Origin of the sequence: Streptomyces sp. NPDC001922 (assembly GCF_042891165.1) — a bacterium.
Lineage (GTDB): Bacteria > Actinomycetota > Actinomycetes > Streptomycetales > Streptomycetaceae > Streptomyces.
Window position 1 is genome coordinate 318,672 of sequence record NZ_JBIASV010000008.1, and the last position, 19,425, is coordinate 338,096.

The window sequence follows — 19,425 nt, forward strand, 5'->3', positions numbered from 1 at the left end:
GACGGTTCCGGTTCCGGGGGGTGCGGTGGCGGTGATCTGGGTGTTGGAGACGACGGTGAAGGTGGCGTTGGCCGTCCCGAACTTGACCTGCGTGGCCCCGCTGAGGTTGGTGCCCGTCAGCGTGATGGTGGTGCCACCGCTCTCCGACCCGGAGGCGGGCGACAGCGACGTGAGCGTCGGAGCCGGAACGGCGGTGTAGGTGTAGCTGAGTCCGTTGCTGGTGCCGCTGGGGGTGGTGGCGGTGACCTGGACGGTTCCGGTTCCGGGGGGTGCGGTGGCGGTGATCTGGGTGTTGGACACCACGGTGAACGTGGCGTTGGTGGAACCGAACTTGACCTGCGTGGCCCCGCTGAGATCGGTGCCGGTGAGGGTGACGGTGGTGCCGCCCGCGGCCGTTCCGGAGGTGGGATTCAGCGACGTCAGTGTCGGGGCCGGTACGTAGGTGTAGCTGAGGCCGTTGCTGGTGCCGCCCGGGGTGGTGGCGGTGACCTGGACACCCCCGGCCCCCGGTGGCGCGGTGGCGGTGATCTGGGTGTTGGACACCACGGTGAACGTGGCGTTGGTGGTGCCGAACCGCACCTGCGTGGCCCCGGAGAGGTTCGTGCCGGTGAGGGTGACCGTGGTGCCACCGGACGCCGGACCGGAGGCGGGAGCCAGCGAGGTGAGTGCCGGGGCCGGCATATAGGTGTACGTGAGCCCGTTGCTGGTGCCGCTGGGAGTGACGGCGACGACTTGGACATTGCCCATGCCCGCAGGAGCCGTGGCATTGATCTGCGTCGCGGACACCACGGTGAAGCCGGCGATGCTGCTGCCGAACCGGACTTGAGTGGCGCCGTTCAGATCGGTGCCGGTGAGGGTGACGGTGTTGCCCCCACCCGCCGGTCCGGAGGTGGGCGTCAGGGAGGTGAGCACCGGTGCGGCGAGGAGGAGAGACGGCGAGGCAATCGGCTGCGGGGCGGTCGTCCTGGCGGATGGTGCGGAGGGCTCGGGCACGGCATACCTCTCTGTCGGTCCCCTGCGGATCTGTCGTTCCCCTGCGGACGGGTCCAGGCCGCAGCCGGCCTGGACCCGAGATGGCCTGGGGCGGGGTGGACGCCGGGAACCCGCCGTCCACCCCGGCCTGTTAACCGGGAGGTGCCACGTAGACGAAGCTGTTGGCGCTGGCGTCGGTGCCGCCCTCGGTGGTGACGTTGACGGCGACCGTGCCGGTGCCCGCGGGCGAGTAGGCGATCAGCGTGGAGTCGTCGATCACCTGGAACGCCGCCGAGGTCGCGCCGAACGTGACCGTCTGCGCCGTGCTCAGCGCGGTGCCCGGGACGGTGACCGCGGTACCGCCGGACTCGGGGCCGGTGGCCGGGCTGATGGTGCCGACGGTGGGTGCGTCGACGTAGGTGAAGAAGAGCCCGTTGGTGCTCCCGCCCCGGGTGGTGACCGTGACCGGCACGGTTCCCGGGTCCTCCGCGGTGGGCGCCGTGACGTTCAGCGTGCTGTCGTTCACCACGGTCGGGGTCGCCGAGCCGACCGCGCCGAAGGTGACGGAGGTCGCGGTCGTCAGATTGGCCCCGGTGACCGTGGTGGTCGATCCGTCGAGCGGCCCCGACGTCGCGCTGAGCGTCGACTTGATGGGCGGGTTGATGTAGTAGTACGCCACCGGCGTGGTGACGCCGCCCGGAGTCGTCACGGTCACGCCGACCGAGCCGGTGCCGGACGGAGCCGTCGCCGTGATCTGGGTGGCGCTGTTGACGGTGTAGGAGGCCGACTTCGTTCCGAACTTCACGGCGGTCGCCCCCGTGAAGTTGGTGCCGGTGATGACCACCGAGTTCCCGCCTGACGCGGGGCCCTGGGTGGGGTTGATAGTCGCCACGACGTTTGTCCCTTTCCTCGCATGGGTGAGCTCCCGCCGGATGGGATGCCGGGGCGGAACGACACGGACGGAGAAGAGCGGCCGAGAAGTCCCGGGGGGTATCGGCCCGTGGTGACGCCGGAGCTGGGCACTGTGCCGTCCGTGCGGAGCCCCCCCCAGGGCACAGGGGCCCCGTACTGCGTGCCCTGGGAGAGTGCGCGACGGCGTGCCCGCTGCGGTGCGGGGTCGCCGGAATGGGAGCGGGCGAGCGGCCGGTGACCCCGAGAGAAAGGTCTCTGCCCCTTGCCTGAGAAACATTGAAACCGAGGAGGTCACGGCCCCGGCAGAGCGCATTGGACGCACCATGGGGTGAATATGACCATATGCGTAAAAGACCATCGGGGAATCGCTGCGCCGGGGTGCGCCCGTCTCCCCGGGGGAGTTCCGCTGGGGCCCGCGTGTGCGCCCGGTGTCGCCGTGGCCCGGTCGGCCCGGGGGAACCCGGGAAACAGCAAAAGTCCCACAGTGCTCGGGGGCACGGGGCGCTCTTGGTGCTGGTTCAGCCGATGGCATGACCGCCCGAATGCCCGTTGACGGGACGGCGGGACGGCGGGACGGCGGGGCCGGGCCTGCCGGTGCCCGGGGCGCTACCGCCCGGGAGGCGGGCGGTGGTCCGGCGGCCAGGGCTCGTCCGGCGGGGGCGGAGGCGGCGGGTAGGGCTGCGTGGGGGTGTCCCCGTCGACAGGACCGCCGGGTCCGCCGGGTCCGTAGTAAGGCTCGGGCTCGGGCTCGTAGCCGTACGGCTCGGGTTCGGCCAGTTCCCCGCCGCGGCCGTGCCGGGACCGGCGGCGCTTGCGGCCGGCCATCAGGAGTGCGCCGAGCAGGATCAGCACCGAGCCGCCGGCGGCCAGGGCGGCGCCCGCGCCCAGTCCCTCGGCGCCGCCGGCCGTGAGGCTTCCGGTCGCCTGCCCCTGCCGCACCATCCACAGCACGGTGAAGCCCAGCGACACGATGCCCGCCAGGGCCACCGTCAGCCGGGACCGGAAGATCACTCCCACCAGGGTCAGCAGCGCGACGAAGAGCATCACCACGAACACCGACTCCCAGAGTTCGGCGGAGACCGTGGTGATGCCGTCGAAGAGGTCCTCCATGCGGATGTCACGGCCCTGGCGGTTGCCGTACCAGGCTTGGAAGGGGCTCGCCACAGCGGCCGCCGCCCCGAGGAGGGCGACCGTGGAGCCGAGGGCGTTGCGTGCCATGAGCGCGGATCACCTCCCTTCCGACGCTACGCCGGGAGCCGCGCCTCCGCCATGGGAGCCGGCCCGGGCGGGCTCCGGCCGCGGGACGGCGCGGCCCGGCCCGCCCGGCCGCGGCATCCGCCGACTCCAGGGGGATCGTTGCGGCCGGTCAGCGGGTGCGGAAGTCCCGGGTGCGCCGGGTGAACAGCTCCGCCTGCCGCTCCGGGGGCGCATTGCCGAGGGCGATCAGCGCGGCGGCGCCCGCGAACGCCTGGCCGCGGGCCGCCTCGCGGGCCGACCACACGGCCCGTACGGTGCCCTGCACCGCGGCGGTGGGATACGACGCGATGACCGACGCCGCCCGCAGCGCGGCCGTCATCAGCTCGTCCGGTTCCACCACCTCGGAGACGAGCCCGGTCTCGTACGCCCGGTGCGCCGACAGCCGTTCCGCCGTGCCCATCAGGGACATCCGCGCCACTTCGCCGAACGGCATCCGCTGTGCCATGGCGATGGCCTCGTAGGCGCTGACCATGCCGTAGGCGGTGTGCGGGTCGAAGAAGGTGGCGGCGGTGGAGGCGATGAGGAATTCGCACTCGCCGAGCAGGTAGAACGCGCCGCCGCAGGCCATGCCGTTGACCGCCCCGACGACCGGTTTCCACAGGTCGTTCGCCTTCGGGCCGACCGTCAGGAGCGGATCGTCGACCGAGTACGGACTGCCGGGCTGGGGGACCTCGGCCGACCGGTCGATGCCGGTGCAGAACGCCCGCTCGCCGGAGCCGGTGAGCACCACCGCGCGCACCGCGTCGTCCCGGCGGAACGCCTGCCAGGTGCGGCGCAGTTCGGCGGCGGTCGGGAGGTCGATCGCATGGTGGCGCTCGGGCCGGTCGAGGGTGACGACCGCGACGCCGTCCCGGATCTCGGTGCGGACCGTCATGACCGGTCCGGGAGCCAGCGGGGCACCGTGACGGTGCTGCCCGGAGGCCGGGCGAACACGGCCCGGACGGGCGCCCCGATCCGCAGCGCACCGGGGCCCGCGGAGTCCAGCGGCGCGTCCGGGGCGGTGACCAGATTGCCGACCAGCCGGATCAGCGGGTCCTCGGCCAGCTCCACGACGATCGCGTTGTACGGGGCCTGGGCGGCGTAGGCGGGCAGCAGCGGCGGGTGCGCGATGACGTACGACCAGATCCGGCCGCGCCCGCTCATCCGCAGCCACTCCTGGCCGAAGGAGTGGCAGTGCGGGCAGCAGGGCCGGGGCGGGAAGCGCAGCCGGCCGCAGTCGGCACAGGCCTGGACGCGCAGTTCCTCCCGGGCGGCGTACTCCCAGAAGGGTGCGCCGTCGTCGTCGGCGACGGGGGTCAGCAGTCCGTCGGCGGTTTCCGGCATCCGGTATCAGCTCCTCAGGAGCAGGGCGGACGTGGGGACGCCCTCGCCCGCGGTGACCAGGCAGGTGGCGGCGCCGGGAACTTGGGCGGTGGAGGTCCCGCGCAGCTGGCGCACGCCTTCGGTGATCAGGTTGAAGCCGTGGACGTAGGCCTCGGAGAGCCCGCCGCCGCTGGTGTTGACCGGCAGCCGGCCGCCGATCTCCAGCGCCCCGCCCTCGGTGAAGGCCGCGCCCTCGCCCCGCCCGCAGAAGCCGTAGCCCTCCAGGGAGAGCGGGATGAGCGGGGTGAACGCGTCGTAGATCTGGGCCACATCGACGTCCTGCGGCCCGAAGTCGGCGGATTTCCACAGGTGTCGGGCGGCGGTCCAGGCCGGGCCGGTGAGCGGGTCGTCGTTCCAGTAGTTGACCATTCCGTGGTGCTGGGCGGGCAGCCCCTGGGCGGCGGCGTGGATGCGGACGGGGCGCCGGCGGCAGTCGCGGGCCCGCTCGGCGGAGACCACCACACAGGCCAGGGCGCCGTCGGTCTCCAGGCAGTTGTCGTAGAGGCAGAGCGGTTCGCTGATCCACCGCGCCGTCATGTACATCTCGCGGGTCAGCGGCCGGTCGTACATCATCGCGGCGGGGTTCTGGTTGGCGCGGTTGCGGCAGGCCAGCGCCACGTTGAAGAAGTGGTCGCGGGTGGCGCCGTACTCGTGCATGTAGCGGCGGGCCAGCATCCCGATCTCGTCGGCGGGGCGGAGCAGGCCGAACGGCCGGGTCCACTGGCCGGGCGTGGGGAGCTGGACGGCGGTGTTCCGCCAGGGCCGGGGGCCCGAGCCGCGCTTGCGCGACCGCCAGGCCACGCCGACGGTCGCCTGTCCGGCCGCGATGGCGGCGGCGAGGTGGCCGACGGTGGCGCAGGCGCCGCCGCCGCCGAAGCCGACCCGGGAGAAGAAGGTGACGTCCCCGGCACCGATGGCCTTGGCGAGCTCGACCTCGTCCGTCTCCTCCATGGTGTACGAGGCGAACGCGTCGACCTCCGACGGCGCGATGCCGGCGTCGTCGAGCGCCGCCAGCACCGCCCGGCAGGCGAGGGTCTTCTCGGACTCGGGAAGCTGCTTGGCAAAGGCGGTCCGGCCTATGCCGGCGATCGCCGTGGCGTCCTTGAGAGCCGTCCCCATCGCCACCTCCGTGGTCGGCCGTCACTGCTGACAGCCGGGAAGGCTACCGTTAATCTGACGGTCAGTCAGCAATACGGACGGCCGGCAGTGCGGACGGCAGCGGTGCGGGCCGGAACGGGAGGCGGGCGATGCGGGGTACAGCGGCTCTCCGGGGAGCGACCCCCGGACCTCCGGCGGACCGCGCGGCCATTCCGGGGCTGGTCCGCCGGGCCGCCGAGCGCCACCGGGACCGTGAGGCGGTGGTCGACGGGCGCACCCGGATCACCTACGGGGAGCTGGGCGAGCGGGTGGAGCGGGCGGCCGCCGCCTGCATCGCCCGGGGGGTGGAGCCCGGTGACCGGGTCGCGGTCTGGGCGCCGAACACCCTGGAGTGGATCGTCGCCGCGCTCGGTGCCGTGACCGCGGGCGGAGTGCTCGTCCCGGTCAACACCCGCTTCAAGGGCGCGGAAGCGGCGTACGTGCTGGCGCGGACGCGGGCGAAGCTGCTCTTCGTCACCGGGACCTTCCTGGGCACCTCCTACGTCGCCTCGCTGCGGCGTGCCGCCGGGCAGGGGCCGGGGGAGGGGCCGCTCCCGGGGCTGCCCCGGCTGCGCGAGGTGGTCGTGCTGGCCGCGGACGCCCCGGCGGACTTCCGCACCTGGCGGGAGTTCCTGGCCGACGGCGCCGCGGTGCCGCCCGGCGCGGTACGGGAGCGGGCGGACGCGGTCCGCCCCGGCGACCCCTCCGACATCACCTTCACCTCGGGCACGACCGGCCGGCCGAAGGGCGTGGTCATCACCCACGCCCAGACTCTGCGGGTCTACGAGGTCTGGAGCGAACTGGCGGGGCTGGCGGAGGGGGACCGCTATCTGATCGTGAACCCCTTCTTCCACACCTTCGGCTACAAGGCCGGGATCATCGCCTGTCTGCTGCGCGGGGCGACGATGGTCCCGCAGCCGGTCTTCAACGTGGACACCGCGCTCGCCAACCTGGCGGCCGAACGCATCACCGTGCTGCCCGGCCCGCCCACGCTCCACCAGGCGCTGCTGGACCACCCCGCGCGCTCCCGGCACGATCTCAGTGCGCTGCGGCTGGTGGTGACGGGGGCGGCGGTCGTCCCGCTGGACCTGGTGGAGCGGCTCCGCGGCGAACTGGGCGTCGCCACGGTCCTGACCGCCTACGGGCTCAGCGAGGCCTCCGGCACCGTGACCATGTGCCGCCGCGGCGACCCGGCCGAGGTCGTGGCGTCCACCTCGGGCCGGGCCATCCCGGACACCGAGGTCCGGGTCGTCGGCCCGGACGGTGCGGAACTGTCGCCCGGTGAACCGGGTGAGGTGCTGGTCCGCGGACACCATGTGATGTCCGGCTACTTCGAGGACCCGCAGGAGACCGGGAAGGCGATCACGCCGGACGGCTGGCTGCGGACCGGCGACGTCGGGGTGCTGGACGCAGGCGGCAACCTCCGGATCACCGACCGGATCAAGGACATGTTCATCGTCGGCGGTTTCAACGCGTATCCGGCGGAGATCGAGCAACTCCTCGGCCGGCACCCGGATGTGACGGAGGCGGCGGTCGTCGGGATGCCGGACGCGCGGCTGGGCGAGGTGGGCAAGGCGTATGTGGTGCGCAGGCCGGGCGCGACGCTCACCGCGGACGACCTGATCGCCTGGTCGCGGCGGGAGATGGCGAACTACAAGGTGCCCCGGGCGGTGGAATTCCTGGCGGAGCTGCCGCGGAACGCGAGCGGGAAGGTGCTGAAGACCGAGCTCCGGTCCCGGTGACAGCGGCGTCCTCCGGTGCGCGTTCCTCCGGCCGCGCCCGCTGGGCGGCTCGCGCACAGGGCAACTTCCGGCAGGGCGCTTCTCCGGCGCGGCAGCTTCCGGCGTGGCAACGGGGGCCGTGCGTGACGCGCTCGGCCCCCGTGGGGCGTGCCGGACGGGGCACGCCGCTGTGCTGCGGCTGGTCAGCTGGAGTGGTGGTCCCCGGGGAGCGCCTGCACGGTGGCGTCCTCGACCGGGGCGACTCCCGCGTGGTGGTCCTCGGTGCCGACGGTGACCGGCCTGTGGCTGTCGGCCATGGCCGGGGCGGCTCCGATTCCCGCCGTCGCCGCGGCGATTGCGAACGTGACGAGAATCTGCTTGGTGCGGGTCATGTCAACTCCTCTGTGGGGCGCGGAAGGTCGTTCACTCGAAAAACCTAGCGATGGAATTGCAAACGTTTGCACCATTGGCCCGAAATGACCCAAGGGTGGCGTGATCCAACCCTTCCGGCATGCGGCCGGCCGCGACGGCTCCCCCTCCGTGCCATCGCGGCGGCCTCCCCCGTCATGAGGAACCAGGACCCTGCCCGCGCCTCCGCCTCACCGGCGGAAGCGCGGGCGGCCGGCGGCTACTTGCCCCCGCCGGACGCATGGTGATCCATGGTCCGGGCACCCCCGCCGGATGCGTGGTGGTCCATGGTCCGCACGCCGCCCCCGGACGCGTGGTGGTCCTTCGGCTTCATGCCGCCACCCGACGCGTGGTGGTCCGCGGTCCGCACGTCCCCGCCCGAGGCGTGGTGGTCCTCGGTGGTGACGTCGGCGTCGCCGTCGGTCTCGACCTTGCTCGGGTCGACACCGGGCGCGGGCGTGGTCTTCGCGGTCGTGCTCATCGTTCTCAACTCCGTTGGGTCTCAAGGGGGACCCATTCTGCGGTGCCCGTCCGGCGACTCCCCCGTGGGTCGCCGGCCGGGCATCTCAGGGCCTGTCACCTGACGGTGAACCTGTCACCTGACGGTGAACCTGTCACCTGACGGTGAGGCATCCCCCGACCCGCCTGCCCCCCGTTGCGGCGAGTCGATGTACTCAAGAGTGGCGTGCCGCGATAAACGATCGATGAACGCGCCCGTCCGGATGGCGATCAGGCGGCGGTGGCGGGCGCCAGCAGCGCCCGGACGTCCTCCGATTCGGCCATCCCCGCCCCCTCGAAGAGGCCCAGCGCCTCGCGCCAGCAGGCCCGGGCCCGGTCCGACTGGCCGAGGCACTCCAGCGCCCGGCCGAGCAGCGTCAGGATGTTGCCGCGCCGCCAGTCGCCACCGATGCCGTGCAGCTGCGCCAGGGCCTGTTCCGCATGGGCCGCCGCCTGCGCCGGGCGGCCGTCGGCGAGATGGGTCTCGGCGATCCGGTACAGCGTCATGCCGACCCAGAACCGCTGCCGGTTCTCCCGGAACACGGCCAGTGCGTCGCCGAGCCGCTCCAGGGCCGCGTCGTGCTGGCCCAGCGCGGTGAGGGCCAGCCCCAGGGCGTACAGCCCGTTGGCCATCCGCAGCGTGCCGCCGAGGCCCCGGTATATGGCCAGCGCCTGTTCGGCGAGCTCCACCGCGTGCGTCGGGTTGCCCATGTTGAGCTGCACGCGCGAGAGGTTGCTCAGCGCGCTCGCCTCGCCGTGCCGGTTGCGGTCGGCCCGGAAGGCGGCCAGCGCCTCGTTGAGGTGGGTTTGGGCGTCCCGGTGCCGGTTCTCGTAGATGGCGATGATGCCCAGGTCGTTCGGCGCGGTGCAGCAGGGGATCGGGTCCTGGGCGGCCCGGCCGAGCTCCAGGGCGCGCCCGGACTCCGCCCCGGCCTCCTGGAACCGGCCCGCCAGGCTGTGTCCGTGGGCGAGCACGGTCCGCGCGCGGGCCTCGGCCTGCGCGTCGCCCTGCTCGCTCGCGGCGGTGATGACGGCCCGCGCCGACTGCTCGTACTGCCGGGCGACGGCACCCGACTCGGAGAGGTCCTGGGTGGCCAGCAGCAGATCGGCCGCCCGCCGCAGGGTGTCGCCGGTGGCCGCCTGGCGGGCGGCGGCGAGCAGGCAGGCCGCCTCGGTGAACAGCCAGTCGAGCGCCTGCGTCCGGTCCTTGAAGGCCAGCCCGTCGCCGGGGGTGTAGGCCAGGTGGTTCACGACGTGGTCGCCGGGGCGCTCCAGGGCGTAGATGCCCGCCGCGGTCGCCAGGTAGAAGTCCAGCAGCCGGGACATCGCCGCGTGCCGCTCCGCCGGGGGCTGCTCGTCCCGCTCGGCGCACGAACGCGCGTAGAGGCGCACCAGGTCGTGGTAGCGGTAGCGGCCCGGCGCCGCGGACTCCAGCAGCGAGGTGTCCACCAGGGACTCCAGCAGCTCCTCCGCGTCGTACGGGTCGAGGTCCAGCACCGCGGCCGCCGCGGCCAGCGAGATGTCCGGGCCCTCGGCCAGGCCGAGCAGCCGGAAGGCCCGGGCCTGTTGCGGTTCGAGCTGGCCGTAGCCCAGTTCGAAGGTGGCCTTCACCGCGAGGTCGCCCGCCTGGAGTTCGTCCAGCCGCCGCCGTTCGTCGGCGAGCTTGGCCGCGAGCGCCGACACCGTCCAGGTCCGCCGTGCCGCCAGCCGGGAGGCGGCGATCCGGATGGCGAGCGGCAGGAACCCGCAGGCCGCGACGACGTCGAGGGCCGCCTCGCGCTCGCTGCCGACCCGCTCGGCTCCGACGATCTTGGTGAAGAGCTGGAGGGCCTCCTCGGGATTCATCACATCGAGGTCGACCAGGTGCGCGCCGGCCAGGTCGACCATCCGGACCCGGCTGGTGATCAGCGCCGCGCAGCCGTCCGTGCCCGGCAGCAGCGGGCGCACCTGCGCCGCGTCGCGCGCGTTGTCGAGCAGCACCATGACCCGCCGGCCGTCCAGCGTGGAGCGGTAGAGCGCGGCCCGCTCCTCGACGGAGTCCGGGATGGCGGAGTCCGGGGTGCCCAGCGCCCGCAGGAAGGCGCCCAGGACGGCCTCCGGCTCGGCGGCCCGGGCGCCCGCGCCCTGGAGGTCGACGTACAGCTGCCCGTCCGGGAAGCGGTCCCGGGCCACATGGGCGACGTGGACGGCGAGGGTGGTCTTCCCCACGCCGCCGATCCCGGCCACCGCCGACACGGCCATGACCCGGCCCTCCGTGGTGTCCAGCTGGTCGCTCAGCTCCCCGACGAAGGAGTCCCGCCCGGTGAAGTCCGGAACGCTGGCGGGGAGTTGAGCCGGGCGCACCACGACCGGGGCGTTCTCGCTGTGCCCGCCGTCCGGTGCCGCGAGGCCGATGTCGGCCTCCAGGATGCCCTGGTGCAGCTCGTTCAGCTCGGTGCACGGGTCGACGCCCAGCTCGTCGGCGAGGAGCCGCCGGGTGTCCGCGTAGACCGCGAGGGCCTCCGCCTGCCGCCCGCTGCGGTACAGCGCGAGCATGAGCAGCGCCCGCAGCCGTTCGCGCAGCGGGTGCGCGGCGGTGAGGGCGGTGAGCTCCGAGACGGCCTCGGCGTGGCAGCCGACCTCCAGGTCCAGGTCCAGCCGGGTCTCCAGGAGCTGGAGCTGCCACTCCTCCAGCCGGGTGCGCTGCGCCTCGACGAACGGGCCGGGCAGGCCGGCCAGCGGCTCCCCGTCCCACAGGTCCAGCGCGGCGTTGATGAGTTCGCGCGCCCGGCCGCGGTCGCCGCGGCCGCGGGCCTTCTCGGCGTCCGTCACGTAGCTCTCGGCGAGCGCGATGTCGAGCCCGCCCTCCTCGACCCGTATGGCGTACCCGCCGGACTCGCTGACCAGCGCGTCCGAGTCCGGGCCGAAGGCCTTCCGGACCCGGGAGGCGTAGGTCCGCAGAGCGGCCAGGGCGGCATGCGGCGGTTCCTCGCCCCACAGCGCGTCCACCAGTTCGGACGCGGTGGCGGTCCGTCCGCCGCGGAGCAGCAGGGCGGCCAGGAGGGCGCGCTGCTGCGGTGAACCGGTCGGGAGCGGCTGCTCGCCGCGCCAGGCCCGTACGGGACCGAGTACGGCGAAACGCAGGCGTGGCCCGGGCGCCGGTTCCTGGCCCATCGATGCCCCCAGATGATTTCGGAGTCCTGTCGCTCTCCCGGACCCGTCCGGGAGGTGCCCCCAGCCAGTTTGCCTTGTTCATGACGGCTGCGTCAGTAGGGGCGGCCGGTCTGCACAAGGCCCGTACACCGTGTGGGGGTTCGGACCGGTGGCGCGTAGCTGACGGTTCGTCAGTTCGGCGCTACCGTGGCAGCCATGGAGAGCTTCCCGAAGATAATCTCGGTGGACGACCACACGGTGGAGCCGGCGCATGTCTGGCGGGACCGGCTCCCGTCGAAGTATCACGACGTCGGACCGCGTGTCGTCCGTGCGCCGCTGAAGGAAATGACCTTCGTCGGCGGGCGGTTCGCGCCGGTGATGGGCGCCCCCGGGGACGACGGACCGCTCGCGGACTGGTGGCTGTACGAGGACCTCCGCAGGCCGCTGACGCGTCTCGACACGGCCGTCGGCTGCTCCCGCGACGAGGTGAGACTCGAAGGAATCACCTACGAGCAGATGCGCCCCGGATCGTTCAGCGTGCCGGAGCGGCTGGCGGACATGGACGTCAACCACGTGCAGTCCGCCCTCTGCTTCCCCACCTTCCCCCGCTTCTGCGGGCAGACCTTCACCGAGGCGAAGGACCGCGAGCTGGGCCTGCTCGGCGTCCGCGCCTACAACGACTGGATGGTGGAGGAGTGGTGCGGCCCCGAGGCGCAGGGCCGGCTCATCCCGCTGATCATCGTGCCGCTGTGGGACGCGGAGCTGGCGGCGGCCGAGGTGCGCCGGAACGCCGCCCGGGGCGTCCGCGCCGTGTGCTTCAGCGAGATCCCGCCGCACCTGGGGCTGCCGTCCATCCACACCGACGCCTGGGACCCCTTCCTGCGGGCCTGCGACGAGACCGGCACGGTCGTCGCCATGCACATCGGGTCCTCGTCCCGGATGCCGTCGACCTCGGCCGACGCCCCGGCGGCGGTCGGCTCCACCATCACCTTCGCCAACTGCTGCTTCTCGATGACCGACTGGCTGATGTCCGGCGTGTTCGACCGGTTCCCCAACCTGCGGATCATGTACGCGGAGGGCCAGATCGGCTGGATCCCCTACATCCTGGAGCGCGCCGACGTGGTGTGGGAGGAGAACCGCGGCTGGGGCGGGGTGGCCGACAAGGTGCTGCGCCCGCCGTCCGAGCTGTTCGCCGAGCATGTGTACGGCTGCTTCTTCGACGACGCGTTCGGCCTGCGGAACCTCGACGCGATCGGCGTGGGCAACGTCCTGTACGAGACGGACTACCCGCACTCGGACTCCACCTGGCCGAAGTCCCGGGAGGTCGGCGAGGAGCAGATGGGGCATCTGGCGCCCGAGGCCGTCGAGCGGATCGTCCGGGGCAACGCGATCGACCTGCTGGGACTGACCGGGGACGGCCTCTGGCCGGGCCGGTAGCCCGCTGCCGGTGGTCTTGTCCGGCACGACGTCAGACACAACCATGGGCCTGCGTGCCGGGGGCTGCCGTGCGCCCGGCGGACGGCGCGAGGCCGAGGAGGTCGTATGGATCCGACTCCGTCCCCGGAGCGCCTCGGGTACGGGATGCAGCTTCCCGTCCAGTCGCTCAGCACCCTGTTCGCCGAGCCGTGGGAGGCCGGCGGCGGCCCCGCGGACCTCGCCGCCGTCGCCCGGGCCGCCGACCGGCTCGGCTTCGACTACATCGGCTGTTGCGACCATGTGGCGATTCCCCGGCGGCTGGCCGCCGCCATGGGGACCACCTGGTACGACCCGGTGGCCACGCTCTCCTTCCTGGCCGGTGTCACCGAGCGGGTGCGGCTGCTGAGCCATGTGGCGGTCGTCGGGCTGCGGCACCCGCTGGCCACCGCCAAGCAGTACGCCACGCTCGACCGGCTCTCCGGCGGGCGGCTGCTGCTGGGGGTCGGCGCCGGGCATGTGCGGGAGGAGTTCGAGGCGCTCGGGGCGGAGTTCGACGGGCGCGGGCCGGTGCTGGACGAGGCGATCGACGCGCTGCGGGCCGCGCTCGGCCCGGAGGAGTTCCCGGAGTTCGCCGGTGAGCACTTCGCGTTCAGCGGGCTGGGGCAGGCGCCCCGGCCCGCGCAGCCCGCCGGTCCGCCGGTCTGGGTGGGCGGGTCGTCGCCCGCTGCGGTCCGCCGGGCCGCGGTCCGCGGCGACGGCTGGCTGCCGCAGGGCGACCCGCGCGACCGGCTGCCGGGGCAGATCGCCCGGATCCGGGAACTGCGGGAGCGGGCCGGGGTGCGCGCTCCGATCGTGATCGGGGCCATCGCCGAGCCGCTGTACGTCGGTGAGCCGGGCTGGGACGTCGGCCGGCGGACGCTGTGCGGCAAGCCCGACCGGATCGCGGAGTCGCTGCGCGCCTATCCGGCCATGGGGGTGCGGCAGCTCCAGGTCCGCTTCCGGAGCCGGAGCCGGACCGAACTGACCGAGCAGATGGAGGCGTTCGCCACCGGGGTCGGCCCGCACCTCGAGGACTGAGGGCCGGGGACCGAGCACCGAGTACCGAGGACTGGGCACCGAGGACTGAGCACCGAGGACGGGGCACCGAGGACGGGGCACCGAGGACCGAGCACCGAGCACCGAGGACTGAGGGACGACCGCCGGCCGCTCGGGAGTGCGGGCCGGCGGCCGAGGAGGGACCACCACGGCCGGGGAGGCAGGCATGGGCAAGCTGGACGGGCGCGTCGTCATCATCACCGGTGCGGCGCGCGGACAGGGCGAGCAGGAGGCGCGGCTGTTCGCCGCGGAGGGGGCGTGGGTGATCCTCGGCGACGTCCTCGACGACCGCGGCAAGGACCTGGCCCAGGAGCTGGGGTACTGCGCCCGCTACGTGCACCTCGACGTCGGCCGGGAGGACGACTGGAGCGCCGCGGTGGCCGTCGCCCGGTCGCAGTTCGGGAGGCTCGACGGGCTGGTCAACAACGCCGGGATCCTGCGGTTCAACGAGCTGGTGAACACCCCGCTGGAGGAGTACGAGGAGGTGGTCCGGGTCAACCAGACCGGGGTGTTCCTCGGGATGAAGGCGGTGATCCCGGAGCTGGAGGCGACGGGCGGCGGAACCATCGTCAACACCGCCTCGTACACCGCGCTGACCGGCATGGCCTTCCTCACCGCGTACGCCGCGACGAAGGCGGCGGTCCTCGGGATGACCCGGGTCGCGGCGCTGGAGCTGGCGGGGAAGGGGATCCGGGTGAACGCGATGTGCCCGGGGGCCGTCGACACCCCGATGGTCAACCCCGGGAAGGCCGCGGGGCAGGGACACGGGCCGGAGGGCGGGAGCGGGACGTCCGACGAGGACAGCGGGGTGACGGACGACAGCAGCGCGAGGGACGACAGCAAGGCGATGTACGACTACTGCGCCAAGGCCGTGCCGCTGGGCCGGATCGGGCGCCCCGAGGAGATCGCCCGGCTGGCGCTCTTCCTCTCCTGCGAGGACTCCTCCTACGTCACCGGTCAGCCCTTCGTCATCGACGGCGGGTGGCTGTCCGGGGTCTCCGTGCTGTGAACGGGTGCCGTTCGTAGCAGGGCCGGCCGGCTCGCCGCAGGGGCGGCGGCCCGGCGTCCGCAGCGCCGGAAGCGTGCTGCGGACGCCGGTGCGCCGGGAGCCCTGTCCTCGGCTTCCCGGCTCCTCGGCTTCCCGGCTCATCGGCGGCGCGGGGCCCCTGCCGGCCGGCGGCCGGCCCGCGGCCCGTCGCGCCGGTACCCGCTCAGGACACCAGCGGCTGCTCCTCCAGCTCGGTCAGCCGCACCGTGCACAAGCCGCCGCGCTCGGACTTGACCTGCGTGACCTTGAGCTGGGTGCCCGGCGAGAGGATGAATTCCTCTTCGTGGGTGAACGCGGAGAAATTGCGGATGCCCACCGCCCGGGCGGGGGTCACCTCGAAGAGCGTCCGCTTGCCGCTGCGGCCGAGGAACGCCCGGGCCACGCCGATCTCGGGGGTGCAGGAGGAGACGCCCCACCAGGTCACCGTCCGCCCGACCGGGTACTGCGACCGCAGGTCCAGCGAGACCCCGCGCCACAACGGATCCGTGCGGACCGGAAGCTCCCCCACCGCGGAGAACAGCAGCCGCAGATACGGGAGATAGGGAAGGACGTGGTCCCGGTCCGGGTCGCGCAGTACGGCGTTGATCTTCCGGTAGAAGGCGGACGGACAGGTGTAGAGATAGAGCGCGGCAATCGCGTCGGCGGACAGGCCCCCGGCCGCTTCGTCCGCCCTCCGCTTGCCGAATTCGTACGACTCCCCGACATGCCGGTCGAGGTTCGGCATCAGGGCGACGACCGGGGCGACGGCATTCCGGAAATCCATCAGCGGGGTGTCGAACACGCCGGTGATCGCGGGGAGGGCGAGGCCCTCGTCCTTGACGCTCGCGAGCCGTTCCAGATAGAGCTGGTGCAGCTCCATGGTGGACGTGATGAACGCGCCCATGCGCTCGGCGGTCCCGGCGTCCGCACCGCCGTCCTCGGCCCCGTTCTCGTTCCACCCCTTGCTCGGCAGCCAGTCGACCGGATCGGTGCCCAGTGACGCGAGGGCGTCGTTCACCGTGGCGAAGTGGTCGCCGTCGCAGAATATGTCGCCCTGCGCCGCGGGATTCGGGTGGTCGATGTGCCGGACATCGACGTCGGGGTACTTCTCCTGGAGCTGGAGGACGACCTTCTTCAGATGGCGCGCATGCGCTCCCCACCACGCGAAGACGACACCGCGGTCCTCCTCGTCGGCATTCTGCTTCGCCTTGAGGATTTCCTCGACGATCCGCTCGGCGACCGGACGCCAGAATGCGGTGTGCCGGTCGCTTCCCCGCGCCTCGGCGGTGCTCGCGGTGAGCGCCGCGTTCAACAGCAGCACGCCCTGCGTCAGCATGGCCTGGAACCATTCCGGCGGCTGAACGGTCTCCTGCTTCTTCAGCAGTGCGCGAATATCGGCGATCGGGGTCTTCTTGGGAATGCCGTACTTCCACATCGCCGCTGCCTTGATGATGCAGCGAATGCTGACGACCCTCCCGAACTGGCTGTCCGTCCAGTCGTGAAAGGTGTTGTCGAACATGGCGATGCCGGTCGCGCTCTCCGGCCGCGGGTAAGGATTCTGGCCGAAGACGACGACCTTCCACTTGTGCGGCGGATGGGGCTTGAGCGCCTGAAAGGTCAGTTCCCGGGCCGGAACGACCTCCGGGGCCCGGCCGGAACCGATGAATCCGGCCGCGCCCGGCTGTGCCTCGATGACCGGCTTCAGCAGCGGAAGCCACGGCTCGCCGCCACCGGTGAAGAGCTCGGTGAGGGCCAGCGGGTCATTCGGGTCGGGCTCGGCCGGGGTGGTGGCATCGGTCATGATGAAGAAGCTCCGCAGGGTCGAACCACGCCTGCTGGGAGGCGCGGTTGGCGAGATGGTCGATTCCGGGCGAAACCCTGAAGGTGACGGAAAGGGCTCCGGAATGGCATGTGTACCGGAGGGGGCTGACATTCCTGCGCTGCGCCCCATTTCAGGGGGGTGCTCCGCGGAAAACTGGCGGAAGGCTAACACGGGTCACCCCCCGGCTCGCGGGGGTGACGGCATATCACTGGCCGCTGTGCACAGGGGCGTTGTCAGTGGGGCGCGATAGCTTCCTGAGTGACGGAAGAGCCGTATCCCGATCGGAGTGCACGATGACCGTGAACCGCCCGCAGTCGCCGCTCAAGGTGGTCCTGACCGACCTCAACGCCGACGTGGTGGAGGCGTGGCGGGCGGCGTTCGCCGACACCCCCGGAATCGAGATCCGCAAGGGCTCGATCCTCGACGAGGACGTCGACGCCTGGGTCAGCCCGACCAACTCCCGGGGCCGGATGGACGGCGGGGTCGACGCGGCCGTCAAGCGGCATCTCGGGGCGGGTATACAGCTGCGCGTGCAGCGGGCGATCCGCGACCGGTTCGCCGGGAGCCTCCCGGTGGGCGGCGCGGTGTGCGTTCCGTCCGGGGCGGTCAGCCCGAAGTTCCTCATCTCGACGCCGACCATGGAGTCGTCCTCGCAGAACGTGAGCGAGACCCTGAACGTGGCCCTGGCGTGCGCCGCCGCGTTCCAGGCGATCCACCAGCAGAACCGGGAGGCGCCGGGCAGCATCACGTCGGTGGCCCTGGTCGGGATGGGGGCCCGGACCGGCCGGGTGCCGGCCCGGGTCTGCGCCAACCTGATGTGGACCGGGCACACCCTGTTCCAGGACCACTGCTTCGAGGACTACGACGACCTGCGCAGCACGATCGTCGCGCAGCTCGACGACCTGGAGAGCGCGCCCGTCGAGCAGCGGGTGCGCATCGCGCCGCCCGAGCGCTCCACCACGCGCCGCTGACCGGCTCCGCCCGGCCCGGCAGGGCCCCTGCGGACCCGCCCCGTACGCCCCTGCGGAGTCCTGCCGGCGCCGCCGCGCCCGCCCCGGCCCCGGCCGATGTGACGCATCGTCGTCTCTTGACGGTCCGGGGCCGCGGTGCGAGAGTCGAGCCATGATCTGACGGAGCGTCAGAAACAGAGGGGCGGTGAACCTCCTTGGAATTCGGACTCTTTGTGCAGGGGTATGTGCCCGCAGCGCGGACGCGGACCGACCCCGAGGCCGAGCACCACGCGCTGATCGAGGAGACCGAGTACGTCATCCAGGCCGACCGCTCGGGCTTCAAGTACGCCTGGGCCTCGGAGCACCACTTCCTGGAGGAGTACTCGCATCTCTCGGCCAACGACGTCTTCCTCGGCTACCTGGCCCACGCGACCGAGCGCATCCACCTCGGCTCCGGGATCTTCAACCCGCTGCCGCAGGTCAACCACCCGGTCAAGGTCGCCGAGAAGGTCGCGATGCTCGACCACCTCTCGGGCGGACGGTTCGAGTTCGGGTCGGGGCGCGGCGCGGGCAGCCACGAGATCCTGGGATTCCTGCCGGGTGTGACCGACATGAACCACACCAAGGAGATCTGGGAAGAGACCATCGCCGAGTTCCCCAGGATGTGGCTCCAGGACGAGTACCCGGGCTTCCGGGGCAAGCACTGGTCGCTGCCGCCGCGGAAGATCCTGCCCAAGCCGTACGGGGCCTCGCACCCGGCCATGTGGTACGCCGCCGGCTCTCCCTCCTCCTACGCCATGGCCGCCCGGAAGGGCCTGGGGGTCCTCGGCTTCAGTGTGCAGAAGGTCGCCGACATGGAGTGGGTCGTCGACTCCTACAAGACCGCGATCGAACAGGCCGAGCCGGTCGGCGGCTTCGTCAACGACAACGTGATGGTGACCTCCACCGCGATCTGCGCGGAGACCTCCGAGAAGGCCCGCCGGATCGCGGTCGACGGCGGGCTGAACTACCTCCAGTCGCTGCTCTTCCGCTACCACGACACCTTCCCCCGGCCCGAGGGCATCCCCGAGTGGCCGGAGCTGCTGCCCGAGTACACCGAGGAGATCGTCGACCTGCTCATCGGCGAGGAGCTGATGATCTGCGGCGACCCGGACGAGGTGCTGCGGCAGTGCAAGCGGTGGGAGCAGGCGGGCGCCGACCAGCTCTCCTTCGGCCTGCCGATCGGGATCCCGTACGAGGACACGATGAACACGATCAAGCTGATCGGTGAGCATGTGATCCCGAAGATCGACACCGATCCGGTGCACCGCACCACGCGCTTCCGCCGGGCCGCCGCGAGCGGCTGAGCGCGCGGGAGCCCGTGTGCCGGAGCCGGTCCGGGGCACCGACTCGATCCGGTGTGCCGAGGCCCGGTGCGCCGAGCCGGTCCGGCGCGCCGGGCCGAGGGGGTACGCCGAGCCGGTCCGCTCCGGTGCGCCGGGCCCAGTCGGGGGAGCGCGGTGGCCGTCCGCCACCCGACGTGCTCCCTCCCCGGGAACCCGGGACGCCCCCTGTCCGGCAGGGGACGTCCCGGACGGGACGGCGGAATCCCGGTCCGCCGTCCCGGTGGCGGCCCCGGCCGGACGGCTTCCGCGGCGGCGGCCCGCCGCGCGGGGCCCCCGGCCGGGGCCGGTACCGGCAGGCGGCCGGGACAGGGCCCCGACGGCCCCGGGCCGG

At 72.6% G+C, this 19,425-nt stretch carries 16 protein-coding genes; 6 read left to right on the top strand and 10 right to left on the bottom strand.

The genetic code is table 11. The annotated features are described in order from the left end of the window. From ACFYYR_RS17265 to ACFYYR_RS17290, 6 genes are all read right to left on the bottom strand, one after another. The coding region (locus ACFYYR_RS17265) for an IPT/TIG domain-containing protein (RefSeq protein ID WP_388853298.1) at positions 1-993 on the bottom strand (993 nt) is incomplete at its 3' end. A 130-nt stretch (positions 994-1,123) separates the two neighbouring features. Next, on the bottom strand, positions 1,124-1,864 hold the full coding sequence (locus tag ACFYYR_RS17270; RefSeq protein WP_388853301.1) for an IPT/TIG domain-containing protein: 741 nt from the start codon (positions 1,862-1,864) through the stop codon (positions 1,124-1,126). 626 nt (positions 1,865-2,490) lie between these two features. Further along, a complete protein-coding gene (locus ACFYYR_RS17275) occupies positions 2,491-3,102 on the bottom strand; it encodes a hypothetical protein (RefSeq protein ID WP_388853304.1) in 612 nt (203 codons plus the stop codon). Between the two features lie 148 nt (positions 3,103-3,250). Further along, complete coding sequence (locus ACFYYR_RS17280; protein ID WP_388853307.1) at positions 3,251-4,015, bottom strand: enoyl-CoA hydratase/isomerase family protein; 765 nt, start codon at positions 4,013-4,015, stop codon at positions 3,251-3,253. Beyond that, the gene (locus ACFYYR_RS17285) at positions 4,012-4,464 is read right to left on the bottom strand and encodes a Zn-ribbon domain-containing OB-fold protein (RefSeq protein WP_388853310.1); all 453 of its coding nucleotides are present in this window, start codon (positions 4,462-4,464) and stop codon (positions 4,012-4,014) included. Before ACFYYR_RS17285 ends, ACFYYR_RS17280 begins: the two co-directional genes overlap by 4 nt. A 6-nt stretch (positions 4,465-4,470) precedes the next feature. Next, a complete protein-coding gene (locus tag ACFYYR_RS17290) occupies positions 4,471-5,622 on the bottom strand; it encodes a lipid-transfer protein (RefSeq protein WP_388853313.1) in 1,152 nt (383 codons plus the stop codon). 128 nt (positions 5,623-5,750) lie between these two features. Between ACFYYR_RS17290 and ACFYYR_RS17295 the strand changes: the two genes are divergently transcribed. Then, a complete protein-coding gene (locus ACFYYR_RS17295) occupies positions 5,751-7,382 on the top strand; it encodes a FadD3 family acyl-CoA ligase (RefSeq protein ID WP_388853316.1) in 1,632 nt (543 codons plus the stop codon). Between the two features lie 182 nt (positions 7,383-7,564). Here ACFYYR_RS17295 and ACFYYR_RS17300 read toward each other — a convergent pair whose 3' ends face one another. The 3 genes from ACFYYR_RS17300 to ACFYYR_RS17310 all read right to left on the bottom strand — a co-directional run bounded on the left by ACFYYR_RS17300 (position 7,565) and on the right by ACFYYR_RS17310 (position 11,420). Beyond that, a complete protein-coding gene (locus ACFYYR_RS17300) occupies positions 7,565-7,753 on the bottom strand; it encodes a hypothetical protein (RefSeq protein ID WP_388853319.1) in 189 nt (62 codons plus the stop codon). Positions 7,754-7,989: 236 nt separating this feature from the next. Further along, positions 7,990-8,250 (bottom strand): hypothetical protein, encoded by a 261-nt coding sequence (locus tag ACFYYR_RS17305; protein WP_388853321.1) that lies wholly within the window; start codon positions 8,248-8,250, stop codon positions 7,990-7,992. 248 nt (positions 8,251-8,498) lie between these two features. After that, positions 8,499-11,420: a BTAD domain-containing putative transcriptional regulator gene (locus ACFYYR_RS17310; RefSeq protein ID WP_388853323.1), complete on the bottom strand. Its 2,922-nt coding sequence runs from the start codon at positions 11,418-11,420 to the stop codon at positions 8,499-8,501. A 195-nt stretch (positions 11,421-11,615) separates the two neighbouring features. Between ACFYYR_RS17310 and ACFYYR_RS17315 the strand changes: the two genes are divergently transcribed. The 3 genes from ACFYYR_RS17315 to ACFYYR_RS17325 all read left to right on the top strand — a co-directional run bounded on the left by ACFYYR_RS17315 (position 11,616) and on the right by ACFYYR_RS17325 (position 14,919). Then, positions 11,616-12,836, top strand: coding sequence for an amidohydrolase family protein (locus ACFYYR_RS17315; RefSeq protein WP_388853326.1), 1,221 nt, complete (start codon positions 11,616-11,618; stop codon positions 12,834-12,836). A 105-nt stretch (positions 12,837-12,941) separates the two neighbouring features. Then, positions 12,942-13,892 carry an LLM class F420-dependent oxidoreductase gene (locus ACFYYR_RS17320; RefSeq protein ID WP_388853329.1) on the top strand — a complete coding sequence of 317 codons (951 nt, stop codon included), beginning with the start codon at positions 12,942-12,944 and terminating at the stop codon, positions 13,890-13,892. A 184-nt stretch (positions 13,893-14,076) separates the two neighbouring features. Beyond that, positions 14,077-14,919 (top strand): SDR family NAD(P)-dependent oxidoreductase, encoded by an 843-nt coding sequence (locus tag ACFYYR_RS17325; protein ID WP_388853332.1) that lies wholly within the window; start codon positions 14,077-14,079, stop codon positions 14,917-14,919. 202 nt (positions 14,920-15,121) lie between these two features. Here the strand turns inward: ACFYYR_RS17325 and ACFYYR_RS17330 are convergent, their stop codons facing one another. Then, the gene (locus ACFYYR_RS17330; protein WP_388853335.1) at positions 15,122-16,738 is read right to left on the bottom strand and encodes an ADP-ribosyltransferase domain-containing protein; all 1,617 of its coding nucleotides are present in this window, start codon (positions 16,736-16,738) and stop codon (positions 15,122-15,124) included. Between the two features lie 314 nt (positions 16,739-17,052). Between ACFYYR_RS17330 and ACFYYR_RS17335 the strand changes: the two genes are divergently transcribed. Then, a complete protein-coding gene (locus ACFYYR_RS17335) occupies positions 17,053-17,730 on the top strand; it encodes a macro domain-containing protein (protein ID WP_388853338.1) in 678 nt (225 codons plus the stop codon). Between the two features lie 194 nt (positions 17,731-17,924). After that, positions 17,925-19,055 (top strand): LLM class flavin-dependent oxidoreductase, encoded by a 1,131-nt coding sequence (locus ACFYYR_RS17340; RefSeq protein WP_388853341.1) that lies wholly within the window; start codon positions 17,925-17,927, stop codon positions 19,053-19,055. The last annotated feature ends 370 nt before the right edge of the window (positions 19,056-19,425 follow it).

What these genes read in the sequence shown, in the direction of transcription:
- ACFYYR_RS17275 (WP_388853304.1), bottom strand. Translation starts at nt 3,102, where the DNA reads ATGGCACGCAACGCCCTCGGCTCCACGGTCGCCCTCCTCGGGGCGGCG.
- ACFYYR_RS17280 (WP_388853307.1), bottom strand. Translation starts at nt 4,015, where the DNA reads ATGACGGTCCGCACCGAGATCCGGGACGGCGTCGCGGTCGTCACCCTC.
- ACFYYR_RS17285 (WP_388853310.1), bottom strand. Translation starts at nt 4,464, where the DNA reads ATGCCGGAAACCGCCGACGGACTGCTGACCCCCGTCGCCGACGACGAC.
- ACFYYR_RS17290 (WP_388853313.1), bottom strand. Translation starts at nt 5,622, where the DNA reads ATGGGGACGGCTCTCAAGGACGCCACGGCGATCGCCGGCATAGGCCGG.
- ACFYYR_RS17295 (WP_388853316.1), top strand. Translation starts at nt 5,751, where the DNA reads ATGCGGGGTACAGCGGCTCTCCGGGGAGCGACCCCCGGACCTCCGGCG.
- ACFYYR_RS17300 (WP_388853319.1), bottom strand. Translation starts at nt 7,753, where the DNA reads ATGACCCGCACCAAGCAGATTCTCGTCACGTTCGCAATCGCCGCGGCG.
- ACFYYR_RS17305 (WP_388853321.1), bottom strand. Translation starts at nt 8,250, where the DNA reads ATGAGCACGACCGCGAAGACCACGCCCGCGCCCGGTGTCGACCCGAGC.
- ACFYYR_RS17310 (WP_388853323.1), bottom strand. Translation starts at nt 11,420, where the DNA reads ATGGGCCAGGAACCGGCGCCCGGGCCACGCCTGCGTTTCGCCGTACTC.
- ACFYYR_RS17315 (WP_388853326.1), top strand. Translation starts at nt 11,616, where the DNA reads ATGGAGAGCTTCCCGAAGATAATCTCGGTGGACGACCACACGGTGGAG.
- ACFYYR_RS17320 (WP_388853329.1), top strand. Translation starts at nt 12,942, where the DNA reads ATGGATCCGACTCCGTCCCCGGAGCGCCTCGGGTACGGGATGCAGCTT.
- ACFYYR_RS17325 (WP_388853332.1), top strand. Translation starts at nt 14,077, where the DNA reads ATGGGCAAGCTGGACGGGCGCGTCGTCATCATCACCGGTGCGGCGCGC.
- ACFYYR_RS17330 (WP_388853335.1), bottom strand. Translation starts at nt 16,738, where the DNA reads ATGACCGATGCCACCACCCCGGCCGAGCCCGACCCGAATGACCCGCTG.
- ACFYYR_RS17335 (WP_388853338.1), top strand. Translation starts at nt 17,053, where the DNA reads ATGACCGTGAACCGCCCGCAGTCGCCGCTCAAGGTGGTCCTGACCGAC.